The sequence below is a fragment of the Rhodococcus sp. YL-1 genome (genome assembly GCF_001942025.1).
GTDB lineage: Bacteria > Actinomycetota > Actinomycetes > Mycobacteriales > Mycobacteriaceae > Rhodococcus_F > Rhodococcus_F qingshengii.
On sequence record NZ_CP017299.1, the window covers coordinates 4,067,501 to 4,081,531 of the forward strand.

Genomic DNA, 14,031 nt, shown 5'->3' on the forward strand with positions numbered 1-14,031 from the left:
GGCAATGTTGCGAAATTGACCGCTTTAGGCCGTTCACGCTGAATGACGCGGAAACCGTCAACCTCGGGAGTCACCTCCGCGCCGGCCGTCCGAAGCTTGTCGAGGACCAGTCCGAGATGCTTGTGGTTCACCCCACGAACGCGGACGTCACCCCTGGTCATGGATGCCGCGACACCCCACGTTGCAGCGACGATCCGATCGCCGATGACACGGTGCGTAGTCGGTTCCAACTTGCGGACGCCTTGAATGGTGAGCGTCGAACTTCCGCCGCCAGATACCTTGGCGCCCATCTCGTTGAGCATGTTGCACAGATCCACGATCTCGGGCTCACGTGCAGCGTTGTCGATCACTGTCTCACCACGGGCGAGGACCGCTGCCATCAAGATGTTCTCGGTTGCACCCACAGACGGGAAGACCAGGCGGATGTTCGCTCCATGCAGGTCGTCTGCCTCGGCAACTACACATCCATGTTCGATCTCGCTGCGCGCACCCAACAGGCGGAGCCCGGATTGGTGCATGTCGAGGGGCCTCGAACCGATGGCGTCACCGCCGGGCAAGGCAACAACAGCGCGTCGACAACGCGCGACCAGCGGACCGAGAACACACACTGACGCTCGGAACTGTTTCACCGCATCGAAGTCAGCGTGATACTTCGGCTCGGCCGGCGTCGTGATCCGCACTTCGGAATCTTCGAGTTCGACTTCGCAGCCCAGACCTCGCAGAACGTCCGCCATCAGCGGTACGTCGAGAATGTCCGGGCAGTTGGTCACGACAGTGGTGCCTTCGGCCAACAGCGCCGCGGCCATCAGCTTCAGCACACTGTTCTTGGCCCCTCCCACCAGTACTTCACCCTCGAGGCGGTTACCCCCGGTCACAAGAAAGTGCTCACTCACGGTTCACAGCCTAGAGCCACAACCTCGTCGGCACCGCGCCGGTACCGTAGCCCTATGTCTGTTCACCTGACAAAGATCTACACCCGGACCGGCGACGACGGGACCACGGGCCTCAGCGATTTTTCCCGCGTGTCCAAGAACGATTCGCGTCTGATCGCCTACGCGGATTGCGACGAGACCAATGCAGCGATCGGTGTGGCCGTTGCCCTCGGCACTCCCCCGGAGAATCTCCTCGCAATGCTGCGCCAGATCCAGAACGACCTTTTCGACGCAGGGGCCGACTTGTCCACCCCCGTGGTCGAGAACCCGAAGTACCCGCCGCTACGAGTGACTCAGTCCTACATCGATCGACTCGAAGGATGGTGCGATGAACTCAATGAGCAACTGGCACCGTTGAATTCGTTCATTCTGCCGGGCGGTACCGCCTTGGGAGCCCTGCTTCACGTAGCAAGAACCGTCTCGCGGCGTGCGGAGCGTGCGGCTTGGTCCGCCATCGATACGAACCCGGAGGACACGAGCGTGCTCCCCGCGAAATACCTCAACAGATTGTCGGATCTGCTCTTCATCATGGGAAGAGTGGCAAATCCTGAAGGCGATGTGCTCTGGAAGCCCGGCGCCGGGGCTTGAGCGGGACCGGTCAGGCGGTGCGTCGCCTACGGGCGCGCCCGTCCGGCCGCGATTCCACCCAGGACAGGAACGCTGTCAATGCTCCACTGTCCAAAGCGATTTCGTAGGCCGACGAGCCGTCATTGACCTTGACCACGACGATGTCGTCGCTCATGATGTCGAATTCGGTACCCGAGGGAGAACGACGGCTCTCGACCTCGATACCTTGACGATCGATCCTGGAGTCCGGGCCCGGCCGCAGACTCGACAGTTTGAAAAAGACAAAGGTGCTTTCGCCGTAGCGAATGATTCCGTGACGCCACCCGCTGTCCCCCGGGGACGGCAGAACACGAAGCAGTGCAGCGGTACCGCCGCGACGCAGAACCAGCAGACGATACAGAAAAGCCGCGACGAGAACCGCGAGCAGCACAACCAGAATGATCAACACAGTCATTCCGAATGTCACTGTTCGTCGGCTCCCGTCGCGGCTTTACTCGAGTAACTTACGCGCGCTCGACGGCCCGGAGCTGACCCTTGGCGACCGCAATCGCTTCGAGATCGCCCGAGTTCTCGGCCAAGACAGCCTTGGCTGCCTCGACGTCGATGTCCTGTGCCATGTCCGCGGACTCGGCAAGGATCGTCACCGTCGTCGCAGTGACGGAGAGAAATCCTCCGTGTACCGCAGCAACGATACGCTCGCCGTCGACCGAGGTGATCGACACGGTTCCGCCCTCGATCAGCTGGCCGAGGACCGGCTCATGCCCAGGCATGATTCCGATTTCGCCCTCGGTGGTCTGAGCGCTGACCAGCGTCGCCGAACCAGACCACAAGCGCTGCTCGACGGCAACGAGTTCTACGGTCATCTCAGCCATCGTGGACTACTTCCCGGCCATCTTCTTGGCTGCAGCCTCGACGTCGTCGAGTCCACCGCAGCTGTTGAATGCCTGCTCGGGCAGGTGATCGAACTCGCCCTTGCAGACGCGGTCGAAGGCTTCGATCGTGTCGCGGAGCGGCACGACGGAGCCGGGCTCACCGGTGAACTTCTCGGCAACGATGAAGTTCTGGCCGAGGAACTTCTGGATACGACGGGCGCGGCCGACGAGGACCTTGTCCTCTTCCTGAAGCTCGTCCATACCGAGGATGGCGATGATGTCCTGCAGTTCCTTGTACTTCTGCAGAATGCGCTTGACCTCGTTGGCAACGCGGAAGTGCTCGGCACCGACGATGCCGGGCTCCAGGATGCGGGAGGTCGAGCTCAGCGGATCCACAGCGGGGTAGATACCCATCTGCGAAATCGGGCGCGAAAGCTCGGTGGTGGCATCGAGGTGCGCGAAGGTCGTAGCCGGCGCGGGGTCGGTGTAGTCGTCGGCGGGCACGTAAATAGCCTGCAGCGAGGTGATCGAGCGACCGCGAGTCGAGGTGATGCGCTCCTGGAGCTCACCCATCTCGTCCGCCAGCGTGGGCTGGTAGCCCACTGCCGAAGGCATACGGCCGAGGAGGGTGGAAACCTCGGAGCCTGCCTGCGTGAAGCGGAAGATGTTGTCGATGAACAGCAGAACGTCCTGGCCCTGGACGTCGCGGAAGTACTCCGCCATCGTCAGTGCGGACAGGGCGACGCGCATACGCGTTCCGGGCGGCTCGTCCATCTGGCCGAAGACAAGGGCGGTGTCCTGGAGGACGCCCATCTCTTCCATTTCCAGGTGGAGGTCGGTGCCCTCACGGGTACGCTCACCGACGCCTGCGAACACCGAGGTGCCCGAGAACTCGCGAGCGATACGCGTGATCATTTCCTGGATCAGAACGGTCTTGCCGACGCCGGCGCCACCGAACAGGCCGATCTTTCCACCCTTGACGTACGGGGTGAGGAGGTCGATGACCTTGATGCCGGTCTCGAGGATCTCGGTCTTACCTTCGAGCTGATCGAAGGCTGGTGGCTTGCGGTGGATTCCCCACTGCTCGCCGTCCCGGCCGAGGCCCGGGGTGTCGAGGCAATCGCCCAGTGCGTTGAACACGTGGCCCTTGACGACGTCACCGACGGGAACCGAGATCGGCTTGCCCGAGTCGGTCACTGCAGTGCCGCGGACGAGGCCGTCGGTGGGCTGCATGGAGACGGTGCGGACCAGGTTGTCACCGAGGTGCTGTGCAACCTCGAGCGTCAGTGTCTTGGCGACCGAGGGAAGCGTGATCTCGGCGTTCAGGGCGTTGAACAGTTCAGGAACAGCGCCACGCGGGAATTCAACGTCCACGACGGGACCGATGACCCGCACGACGCGGCCGGCTACGGCCGAAGCCGAACCTGCCCCGTTGTTTTCGGTTACTGCTGCGGTCATGTGCTAGTCACTTCCTGCGCTCGAGGCGAGCGCGTTGGCGCCGCCGACGATCTCGCTGATTTCCTGGGTGATCTGGGCCTGGCGAGCCTGGTTGGCCTGACGGCTCAACGTGTTCACCAGTTCGTTTGCGTTGTCCGTCGCGGCCTTCATGGCAGTACGACGGGCTGCCGACTCCGATGCCGCAGCATCGAGAAGCGACGAGAAGATACGAGTGCTGACGTACTTCGGGAGAAGAGCGCCGAGAAGCTTCTCGGGCTCGGGCTCGAAGCTGAAGTCCGCGACGGGGCCATTGTCATGGTCGTCGTCGTGGCCGTTGGTCAGCATGTCGTCACCGAGTTCGATGCGCTCTTCCGACACGAAGACCTCGAGAGGAGCCATACGGCGAACCTCGGGAGTCTGCGTCAGCATCGACACGAAGCGGGTGTAGACGATATGGAGTTCGTCGACGCCCTCGATCGTGCCTTCACCGTTCGGAGCGGCAACCTGGTTACCCGAACCAGCCATGAACAGCTCCACCAGGTGGCGGCTGGCCTTCGCTGCATCCGAGTAACCCGGATCCTGCGAGAAGCCCGTCCACGCAGCACCGATGTCGCGGCCGCGGAACGTGTAGTAGCCGAGCCCCTTGGAACCGAGCACGTACACGACCGGCTCCTTGCCCTCGCTGCGGAGGAGAGCCATGAGCTCTTCTGCCTGCTTGAGGACGTTGGAGTTGTAGCCACCACACATGCCGCGGTCACTGGTGACAACGAGGACCGCTGCCCGCTTGGGCTCCGGACGCTCGTTGAGCAACGGGTGATCGAGCGAAGCAGACGCACTCGCCAATTCGGTGAGTACCTTCGTGATCTCCTCGGCATACGGCTTGGACGCGGCGACGCGAATCTGAGCCTTGGTGATACGCGAAGTCGCGATCAGTTCCTGTGCCTTGGTGATCTTCTTGGTCGAGTTGACCGACTTGATACGAGACCGCAATTCGAGAATGCTCGCCATCGATCAATCACTCTCCCTTCGGAATTCGCAGTGTCATGGGCGCGTACGTCACTTGCTGACGGTCTTGCGCTTGACGTTGATCTGCTCGTTCGCGACCTCGTCGGCGCCCAAAGCGTCAGCCTCGGCTTCGTTCACGACCCGGCTTCCGTCGGATGCGATGAAGCCTTCCTTGAACTTGTTCGTCGCGGCGATCAGCTCAGCAGCGTTGTCGGCATCGAGTGCCTTACCGCCGTTGATGCTGGAGTAGACGCCAGCAGCCGAGTGCTTGAGGTCTTCGAGCAGTTCCTTCTCGAAGCGACGGACGTCGCCGATCGGAACGCTGTCGAAGATGCCTTCGCCGGCCAGGTAGATCGAGACGATCTGGTCCTCGACGGGGATCGGACTGTACTGATCCTGCTTGAGCAGCTCGACCAGACGGGCGCCGCGCTCGAGCTGAGCCTTGGAGGCAGCGTCGAGGTCGGAAGCGAAGGCGGAGAACGCTTCGAGCTCACGGAACTGAGCCAGTTCCAGACGCAGCGAACCGGAAACCTTCTTCATGCCCTTGGTCTGTGCAGCGCCACCGACGCGGGAGACCGAGATACCGACGTTGATCGCGGGGCGAACGCCCTTGTTGAACAGGTCGGACTCGAGGAACACCTGACCGTCGGTGATGGAGATGACGTTGGTCGGGATGTAAGCCGAGACGTCGTTCGCCTTGGTCTCGATGATCGGCAGAGCCGTCAGCGAGCCACCGCCGAGTGCGTCAGACAGCTTCGCCGAACGCTCCAGCAGACGGGAGTGCAAGTAGAAGACGTCACCGGGATAAGCCTCGCGTCCCGGCGGGCGACGCAGCAGCAGCGAGATGGCGCGGTACGCCTCTGCCTGCTTGGTCAGGTCGTCGAACACGACCAGAACGTGCTTGCCCTGGTACATCCAGTGCTGGCCGATGGCCGAGCCGGTGTACGGTGCGAGCCACTTGAAGCCTGCGGAATCAGATGCCGGAGCAGCAACGATGGTGGTGTACTCCATCGCGCCCTTCTCCTCGAGGGCAGCCTTGACGCCCGCGATGGTGGAACCCTTCTGACCGATGGCAACGTAGATGCAGCGCACCTGCTTGTTGACATCGCCGGAATCCCAGTTGGCCTTCTGGTTCAGGATGGCGTCGATGCAGACCGCGGTCTTGCCGGTCTTGCGGTCGCCGATGATGAGCTGGCGCTGGCCGCGGCCGATCGGGGTCATGGCGTCGATAGCCTTGATACCGGTCTGGAGCGGCTCTTCGACCGGCTGGCGCTCGAGCACCGAAGCGGCCTGGAGCTCGAGTGCACGGTTCTCGGTGCTCTCGATCTCGCCGAGGCCGTCGATGGGCGCACCCAGCGGGTCGATGACGCGGCCGAGGAAAGCATCGCCGACGGGAACCGACAGAACGTCGCCCGTGCGCTTTACTTCCTGGCCTTCTTGAATGTTCTGGTAATCGCCAAGGATGACGGCACCGATTTCGGTGGCATCCAGGTTGAGCGCGACGCCGACGATTCCACCGGGGAACTCCAACAGCTCGTTGGACATAGCCGAAGGCAGGCCAGAGACGTGCGCAATGCCGTCACTGGTGTCGGTCACTGTGCCGACCTCCTCACGGGAGGCCTCCGGGGAGTAGCTCGCGGTGTAGTTGTCGATCGCGCTACGGATCTCGTCGGAGGAGATCGTCAGCTCCGCCATGTTTTTCCTGCTCTCGGTGTCTGGTCTTCGAAAAGATCTGGAGTATGTGTTCGGCTGAAGGACTACTTGAGGTTCTTCCGCAGTGCTGCGAGTCGACCCGCTGCGCTGCCGTCGATAACCTCGTCGCCCACCCGGACGACCAAGCCGCTGAGGAGTTCTGGATCGACCTCGACGTGCACTGCTACCGGCTTCCCGTAGGTGCGGGTAAGAGTGCTCGCCAAGCGATCCGACTGCTCCGAGCTCAACGCCGAGGCGCTGCGAACGTGAGCAACGGTGGTATCGCGCTGCGCTGCGGCAAGATTTGACAGCTGATCGAAAGTGTCTGCGGGTGCAGACTTCAACCGGCCGACAGCCTGTCCGGCGAGTGCCTCGGTGACCGCGGTGACCTTGCCGTAGAGCAAGCGGGAGAGGAACTCACGCTTGCGGGCTGCGGGAACCGACAGATCCGAGAGCGTCTGCTCCAGGCTGGGATCCCCTGCCACGATGCGACCGAGACGGAAGAGCTCGTCCTCAACGGTGTCCAACTGGCTCTGATCGGCTGCGGCGCGGAGCAGAGCTTCGCGTCCGAGCAGTTCGAGCGAGTTGACCAAGTCGCGGGCCGCAGACCAGTCCTGGCCTGCAGCTGCCTTCACGGTGGCGAGCGCCTCGGCGCCGACCTTTCCGGAGAACAACTGCTCTGCCAAAGCCTGGCGACCAGCGGCCGGTGCCGAAGCGTCAGCCAGCGCGCTGCGAAGAGCGCGCTGGCCGTCGAGTACCTCGACCACCGAGAAGAGCTCGGACCCAGCCTGAGCAGAAGCAGCAGTTGCGGCTCCTGCAGAGACGGCGCCCAGGGCACTGCTCAGCGCAGAACGAGTCTGCGCCAAGGCTTCACGGCTCGCTGCGTACATGTTGCTCACTTCCTGGCTGAATCAGCGCTGACGGTGTCGAGCTCGTTGAGGAAACGATCAACCGTTCCGGCGCGCTTCACGTCGTCGGCGAGAGACTCCCCGATGACCTTCTCGGCCAGGTCTACAGCGGTCTTGCCGAGATCCGAGCGGAGCTCAGCGACGATCTGCTGACGCTGGGCGACGAGCTGGCTGTGGCCTGCGGCCACGATGCGGTCGCTCTCGTCCTGCGCCTGAACCTTCATGTCAGCGATGATCTGCTGACCCTGGGTACGCGCTTCCTCACGGATCTGCGCTGCCTCGGTACGAGCTTCGGCGAGCTGCGCGCGGTACTGCTCGAGCGCGGCCGCTGCCTCCGCCTGTGCGTCTTCGGCCTTCTTGATGCCGCCCTCGATCTGCTCGGTGCGTTCGGCCAAGACCTTCTGGAACTTCGGAAGAACGAGCTTCCAGAAGACAAAACCGACTACGACGAGCGCAACCGCGGACCACACGATGTCGTATGTCTCGGGCAAGAGAGGATTGTGTGTCTCCTCTGTTGCCGCGAGCACTGCGAAGGTGGCTCCCATGTCTGTCTTAGAAAATGAAACCGGCGACAAGGCCGATCAATGCGAGGGCCTCGGTGAATGCAATACCGAGGAACATGGTGGTACGAACCTGGCCGGCCATCTCGGGCTGGCGGACCATGCCTTCGATTGCCTTGCCCACAACGATGCCCACGCCGATGCCGGGGCCGATTGCTGCGAGGCCGTAGCCGATGGCTCCGTAGCCGCGCGACTTGGTCTCGACAACTTCCTGAGCGAGGTAAGCGATGCTCATGGTGTTCCATTCCCTTTCTGTTGACCTCTGCCGGATTCGGCAAGAGGCTCAGTTCTTGGTGTAGCTGGTGAGGAGGTAAAAGGTCAGTGCTCGTCGGCGTGGAGCGCCAGTTCGATGTACACCGCGGTCAGCAACGCGAACACGTAAGCCTGCAGGAAGATGACCAGCAGCTCGAAGAACGTGAATGCGATACCGGCGATGATCGACGGAACGCCGAAGATCGCCTGGAATCCGCCGGACACGAAGAAGAAGTAGTTCGTCGCGCTGAAGAACAGCACCAGCAGGATGTGGCCGGCCAACATGTTGGCCATGAGACGAACCATCAGCGTGAACGGGCGCAGGATGAAGGTCGAGATGAACTCGATGGGCACCAACAAGAAGTGCAGGGGCAGCGGAACGCCGGGAACGACGATGCTGCTCTTGACGTACTTGAAGAAGCCGTACTTCTTGATTCCGACGTAGTTGAACACGATGTAGGCGAGCGCCGCGAGTACCAGGGGCATACCGATTCGTGCGTTCGGCGAGATGTTCAGGAAAGGAATGATGCTGGCCAGGTTGCTGGCGACCACGATGAAGAAGATCGTCGTGATGACCGGCAGGAAGCGCTTGCCCTGTTCCTTGCCCAGGATCTCCTCGGCGATGTTGATACGAACGAAGTCGAGCGCAAGCTCAGCGGCGTTCTGCATCCCACGGGGAACCAATCGAGGGCTGCGCATCGCGATCACGAAGAAGGCTGCGACCAGCACCGACATCAGCAGACGAATCAGCATCAGACGGTCGAGCTCGAAGGGGCCCGCGTGAATCAACACGGAGGGCGGGAAAAAATCGTCTAGTGACGGCGCATGGAATTCATCCGCGGCCAGGGTGGTGACGCTCAGCGTTCTCTCCCGTAGTCGGTCCGCAGCCATCATTGACTGCGGTTCGATCGGACATTGACGATCTACAAGTCGACAAGTTCGACTCGCGCATTCGTCAGCAGCTGGAGAACCCTAGAGGGGCCTGGCGTCTGTCGGTGTCGGCGACTCTCGTCGACTCAGTGGTCAGAATTTCGACCACCTGCGAGCACATGGCATCGTCGGCTGAGTGTTACTCGGCCCACCATTGCTCTCGCTTGAACCGAACCTTATCAAGTCATCTACGACATTGTGTAGATGGGGTACCTGGAAGTCCGATTAGTTACCTCTTGTAGTACTACTCGTCGTCGTCGACGTTGCTGCTGGGAGTGGGATCGACGTACGGAGTTTTGGTTCCCAGGACGCCGTAAGTCTCCGCACCGAGCACCACGACCAGCGACATGATGATGACCAGGACGAGGGCGGTCTTGTTGTAGAAATCCATGTCCGAGAGGACAAAGAGAACCACCATCGCGAGAATCATCTTCAGCAGCCAGGTACCGAGCAGAACGGCACCGGCCGTGAGCGCAGGCAGCTTCGCTGTGAGCAGCACGCCCAACGCCGTGAACAGGATGAACCCGCCGCCGACGGCTGCGCCGATCAGAGCGCCGTAGACGCCTTCCTTACCGGCGAAGAGCCCGCCCAGGAGCGCGCCGACCACGGCCAGCGCGATCAGCCCCGTCACACCCCACTTCACGGCCGACTTCATGGCGGCGGTCGAATCAGGGATGGGTTGCGAGGCAGGTACAGGCTGCGGCGTGTTCGTCACGATGCCCAAGGGTAATGGATCGGAAAACTTGGCTAGCGACGCTGCTGCTTGCGATCGATCAGGGAAGGCACCGCAGTGAAGAACAACGCAAGAACCAAACCGGCCGCGACGAGTACAACAACCAGCTGACGATTGAGCAGCGAGGATCCGACGGCACCGAACGCCAGGACGCTGACCCACAGGTAAATGACCAGCACAACTCGTCGGTGCGTGTGTCCGATCTGCAAGAGGCGATGATGCAGGTGCATCTTGTCCGGACTGAACGGACTGACGCCCGCTTTCGTCCGGCGGATCACGGCCAGGAGCATGTCCAGCATCGGGATGAACATCACAGCCCCGACCAGCAACAACGGCGCGAGGAGGCCGACGAGGTCGCGGGTTCCGTAAGCAGCGAGCGGAATACGACCGGATGCACTGGTGGAGATCGCGGCCAGCATGAGACCGATCAACATCGACCCGGAATCGCCCATGAAAATGCGCGCTGGATTGAAGTTGTGTGGAAGAAAACCGAGACAAGCGCCTGCCAAAGCCGCCGCGATCATCGCCGGCGGGTAGACACTCGCGTCGCCGCCCTGATCGTGGAGAAGACCGATCGAGAAGATGAGGATGGCGAGCGCCGCAATCAGACCCAACCCGGCGGCCAATCCGTCGAGACCGTCGACAAAATTCATGGCGTTGATGGTCGCGACGGCAACAGCAACGGTGAACAGTCCGGATTGAATCTGATCGAGGATGATGGTGGACCCACCGTCACCGCCGAACGGGTTGTAGATGATGAACCAGCTGACGCCCATCACCACGAGAACGCCGGCAGCAGTCACCTGACCGACAAATTTGGTGAGGGCGTCGAGGCCCCACCTGTCGTCGATCACACCCACGAGGACGATGACGGCGCCAGCTACGAGCGCAGCGTGTACGTCAGGACTGCCGAAGCCGAAACCTCTTGTGAGCGCGGGTAATTGCTGCGCAAACAGCAGACCGACAGCCATGCCGATATACATTCCGACGCCACCGAGGCGCGGAATCGGCTCGACGTGAACGTCCCGATCACGAGGAATCGCGACAGCGCCGAACCGCAGCGCCAACAACCGGACAGCGCCAGTCGCCAGGTAGGTCACCACTGCCGCCGTACACAGCACGAGCAAAAGTTCACGGATGGGAACACCCGCTCCCCCGCCGCCCTGTGCCAGATACGTGGTCGCCTCGTAGGAAGTGATCACTGCTCGAGATCACCCGTCTGGCGGGCATAGGCAGGCTTTGCCCGGACCAGTTCGCGAACGCCGTCGGCAACTGCTGCCAACTCGGCCTCCCCTGACGTGGTGGCGGGGTCCGCGACAACTGCGCGCGCGATCAACTCCCCCACGGCGCTCATGTCGGAGCGGTTGAAACCCTGGGTCGTGACGGCCGCGGATCCGACGCGGATTCCGGACGTGACGGCGGGCGACTGCGGATCGAACGGAATCGCGTTCTTGTTGAGCGTGATCGAAGCCAGTCCGCACCTACGCTCGGCGTCGACTCCGGGGACACCGCTTGCGCGCAGGTCGAGAAGCGCCAGATGTGTGTCGGTTCCACCGGACACGGTGCGCAGGCCGCGAGCTTCCAACGACTGCGCGAGCGCCGATGCGTTGGCAACCACTTCCTGTGCATACCAACGATATTCCGGCGTCGACGCCTCCTTGAACGCAACCGCTTTCCCGGCGATCGCATGCATCATCGGGCCGCCTTGAATGAAGGGGAACACCGCGCGATCTACGGCCGAGGCATGCTCGCTGCGGCACAGGATCATTCCGCCGCGCGGGCCTCTGAGGACTTTGTGCGTCGTCGCGGAGACGACGTCGGCGTACGGAACGCACGAAGGTATCGCCCGGCCTGCCACGAGTCCGATGAAGTGGGCGGCGTCGACCCACAGGATCGCACCGACCTCGTCTGCGATCGAGCGGAAGGCTGCGAAGTCGATGGTGCGGGAGTACGCGGTCGCGCCGGCGACGATGATTTTCGGCTTGTGCGCCAGAGCCAGGGTGCGAACCTCGTCGTAGTCGATCAATTCGGTGGCCGAATCGACGTGATAGGGAACGGTGGTGAACCACTGCCCAGAAAAGCTGACGCGAGACCCGTGAGTCAGATGCCCACCGTGCGGCAGACTCATCGCCAATACGGTGTCGCCGGGCTTGGCGAATGCGGCGTACACCGCGAGATTCGCAGTGGCCCCCGAATGCGGTTGGACGTTGACGTGCTCGGCGCCGAACAGCGCCTTTGCCCGATCGATCGCCAGATTCTCGGCTACGTCGACGTACTCGCACCCGCCGTAGTAACGCCGACCCGGATAGCCCTCGGCGTACTTGTTGCTCAGGGTCGAACCCAAGGAAGCCAGTACGGCAGGGCTGGTGAAGTTCTCGCTCGCGATGAGTTGAAGTCCGTCGCGCTGACGCTCGAGTTCCGCCAGCGCAACAGCCGCGATCTCGGGGTCTGCCGTGGCAAGCTCACCGAAATCCGGTCCCCAATACGTGGATTCCCCCGCGCGCTCGCCGCCGGCGCCGACCATCGTTACGAAACTCCCTCTACGAGACTTTCCGGACTGGTGCCCAATACCTCGGCGATGGATTCTGCCGAGACGGCACCCACTCGCAAGATACGCGGTGAATTGCCGGTCAGGTCGACGATCGTGGAAGCAACGGCGTGTTCGGCCTTGCCCCCGTCGAGATACACGCTGGCAGATCCGCCGAGCTGATCTCGGGCTTCCTCGACGGTAGTTGCCGGCGGACGCCCCGAAATGTTGGCGCTCGAGACGGCAAGCGGTCCGACATCGCGCAACAGTTCGAGGGCAACCGGATGCAAGGGCATGCGGAGCATGACGGTTCCGCGGGTATCACCGAGGTCCCAGGCAAGTGAAGGCGCCTGCTCGACGACCAGGCTCAGTCCGCCGGGCCAGAATGCGCGGATCAGATCCCGTGCCTGCGGGCGCACGCTGTAGACGAGCCCGTCGATGGTGTTCCACGATCCGACCAGAACCGGGACGGGCATGTCTCGCCCGCGTCCCTTGGCGCGCAAAAGACTCGTGACAGCTTCGCTGTCGAACGCGTCGGCGGCGAGTCCGTAAAGGGTGTCGGTAGGGAGAACTACGAGTCGGCCGGCCTTGAGCGCGTTCTTCGCGGCGGCCAAGCCTGCGGTTCGGGAATCTGTCTGACTGCAGTCGTACACGGTGCTCACTCAGCCATCCTTTCACTCTGCGCTTCGGGCGTTCGATTCCGCTGTGCTTCGACGTCGGTGGCGACACGTCTGGCGACGACGAATCGCGGACGACCGGCAAGATCTGGATGCTGCGCGACCTCGCCGAATACCCGGCGTGCCGAGAACAGCGCAGCGACGCCGTCCCCGTTGGTGTCGTCGTGCTCGATGCCTGCCGCGCCGCCGATTCGAAGCCACCGTGCGATGTTGCTGATCATGGGTTTGATGACGGACAGACCGTCGGTACCGCCGAACAGTGCGGTGTGTGGGTCGTAATCCATGACCTCAGGCTGCAATTGCGCGCCTTCGGGGATGTACGGCGGATTGGACACGACCAGATCGACGCCGCCCTCGAGCCCTGGCAACAGGTTCCGATCGGTGACATCACCCTGATGCAGATGGATCGGTGTATCACCGGCGGCCTCGCGGTCGGCAGCATTACGACGCGCCCACGCCAGGGCGGCGGGCTCCTTCTCCACGGCGTGAACGACGGCGTCCGGACGGGCCTCGGCGATGGACAGCGCGAGTACACCCGATCCCGTACACAGGTCCAGAACTACCGGCGGCTTGCTTCCGCAACCTTCGAGGAACGAGAGTGCCCAACCCATGAGCAGTTCGGTTTCCGGCCGCGGAATGAAGACACCCGGCCCGACAGCGACGTCGATGTTGCCCATCGACGCGACTCCGATGATGTGCTGCAACGGAATCCGCTTCACCCGTTGCGCAACCAACTCGTCGAACGCCGCGATGACCTCGGGATCGACCAACGGAATCAGCCCGAGACGCGTGCGTTCGACCCCGAGCAGGTGGGATGCCAACAACTCGGCGTCGGTGCGTGGGCTGGGCACACCTGCGGCGTCGAGCTGTTTTGCAGCTTCGATCAGCGCCAAACGAAGTGGAAGTCGACTCACGGGTACAGCCTGCCACGCTCGACCG

At 62.6% G+C, this 14,031-nt stretch carries 16 protein-coding genes (1 of these 16 running past the window's edge); 1 reads left to right on the forward strand and 15 read right to left on the reverse strand.

The features are described from left to right. Window positions 1–893, reverse strand: the 5' portion of a protein-coding gene (gene murA, locus BH682_RS18840; RefSeq protein WP_007726224.1) for a UDP-N-acetylglucosamine 1-carboxyvinyltransferase. 367 nt of this gene lie to the left of the window's left edge; only the first 893 of its 1,260 coding nucleotides appear in the window; its start codon is at window positions 891–893; its stop codon lies off the left edge, out of view. A gap of 54 nt (window positions 894–947) precedes the next feature. On the opposite strand from murA, the gene BH682_RS18845 reads away from it, so the two are divergent. Then, the gene (locus BH682_RS18845) at window positions 948–1,520 is read left to right on the forward strand and encodes a cob(I)yrinic acid a,c-diamide adenosyltransferase (RefSeq protein WP_075833711.1); all 573 of its coding nucleotides are present in this window, start codon (window positions 948–950) and stop codon (window positions 1,518–1,520) included. Between the two features lie 10 nt (window positions 1,521–1,530). Here the strand turns inward: BH682_RS18845 and BH682_RS18850 are convergent, their stop codons facing one another. The 14 genes from BH682_RS18850 to prmC form a co-directional block, all read right to left on the reverse strand. Then, window positions 1,531–1,953, reverse strand: coding sequence for a DUF2550 domain-containing protein (locus tag BH682_RS18850; protein WP_029255703.1), 423 nt, complete (start codon window positions 1,951–1,953; stop codon window positions 1,531–1,533). Window positions 1,954–2,002: 49 nt separating this feature from the next. Next, window positions 2,003–2,371, reverse strand: a complete 369-nt coding sequence (locus BH682_RS18855; RefSeq protein ID WP_003941287.1) for a F0F1 ATP synthase subunit epsilon — start codon at window positions 2,369–2,371, stop codon at window positions 2,003–2,005. Between the two features lie 6 nt (window positions 2,372–2,377). Then, window positions 2,378–3,829: a F0F1 ATP synthase subunit beta gene (gene atpD / locus BH682_RS18860; RefSeq protein WP_003941349.1), complete on the reverse strand. Its 1,452-nt coding sequence runs from the start codon at window positions 3,827–3,829 to the stop codon at window positions 2,378–2,380. A 3-nt stretch (window positions 3,830–3,832) separates the two neighbouring features. Further along, window positions 3,833–4,816 carry a F0F1 ATP synthase subunit gamma gene (locus BH682_RS18865; protein WP_003941320.1) on the reverse strand — a complete coding sequence of 328 codons (984 nt, stop codon included), beginning with the start codon at window positions 4,814–4,816 and terminating at the stop codon, window positions 3,833–3,835. A gap of 48 nt (window positions 4,817–4,864) precedes the next feature. After that, window positions 4,865–6,508 carry a F0F1 ATP synthase subunit alpha gene (gene atpA, locus BH682_RS18870; RefSeq protein ID WP_007726218.1) on the reverse strand — a complete coding sequence of 548 codons (1,644 nt, stop codon included), beginning with the start codon at window positions 6,506–6,508 and terminating at the stop codon, window positions 4,865–4,867. A gap of 62 nt (window positions 6,509–6,570) precedes the next feature. Continuing rightward, window positions 6,571–7,395, reverse strand: a complete 825-nt coding sequence (locus BH682_RS18875) for a F0F1 ATP synthase subunit delta (RefSeq protein ID WP_003941304.1) — start codon at window positions 7,393–7,395, stop codon at window positions 6,571–6,573. 5 nt (window positions 7,396–7,400) lie between these two features. After that, window positions 7,401–7,958: a F0F1 ATP synthase subunit B gene (locus BH682_RS18880; RefSeq protein ID WP_019749173.1), complete on the reverse strand. Its 558-nt coding sequence runs from the start codon at window positions 7,956–7,958 to the stop codon at window positions 7,401–7,403. Between the two features lie 7 nt (window positions 7,959–7,965). Beyond that, window positions 7,966–8,208, reverse strand: a complete 243-nt coding sequence (locus BH682_RS18885) for an ATP synthase F0 subunit C (protein ID WP_003941327.1) — start codon at window positions 8,206–8,208, stop codon at window positions 7,966–7,968. Between the two features lie 83 nt (window positions 8,209–8,291). Continuing rightward, on the reverse strand, window positions 8,292–9,119 hold the full coding sequence (gene atpB, locus BH682_RS18890) for a F0F1 ATP synthase subunit A (RefSeq protein ID WP_030537337.1): 828 nt from the start codon (window positions 9,117–9,119) through the stop codon (window positions 8,292–8,294). A 280-nt stretch (window positions 9,120–9,399) separates the two neighbouring features. Beyond that, window positions 9,400–9,870, reverse strand: a complete 471-nt coding sequence (locus BH682_RS18895) for a hypothetical protein (RefSeq protein ID WP_075833713.1) — start codon at window positions 9,868–9,870, stop codon at window positions 9,400–9,402. Between the two features lie 32 nt (window positions 9,871–9,902). Continuing rightward, a complete protein-coding gene (locus BH682_RS18900) occupies window positions 9,903–11,090 on the reverse strand; it encodes a glycosyltransferase family 4 protein (protein ID WP_083954689.1) in 1,188 nt (395 codons plus the stop codon). Beyond that, window positions 11,087–12,412 carry a serine hydroxymethyltransferase gene (gene glyA, locus BH682_RS18905; RefSeq protein WP_075833714.1) on the reverse strand — a complete coding sequence of 442 codons (1,326 nt, stop codon included), beginning with the start codon at window positions 12,410–12,412 and terminating at the stop codon, window positions 11,087–11,089. Before glyA ends, BH682_RS18900 begins: the two co-directional genes overlap by 4 nt. A 2-nt stretch (window positions 12,413–12,414) precedes the next feature. Next, on the reverse strand, window positions 12,415–13,077 hold the full coding sequence (locus BH682_RS18910) for an L-threonylcarbamoyladenylate synthase (RefSeq protein WP_003941345.1): 663 nt from the start codon (window positions 13,075–13,077) through the stop codon (window positions 12,415–12,417). Beyond that, window positions 13,074–14,006 (reverse strand): peptide chain release factor N(5)-glutamine methyltransferase, encoded by a 933-nt coding sequence (gene prmC, locus BH682_RS18915; protein WP_030537333.1) that lies wholly within the window; start codon window positions 14,004–14,006, stop codon window positions 13,074–13,076. The genes BH682_RS18910 and prmC overlap by 4 nt, the downstream gene beginning before the upstream one ends. Window positions 14,007–14,031 lie beyond the last annotated feature (25 nt).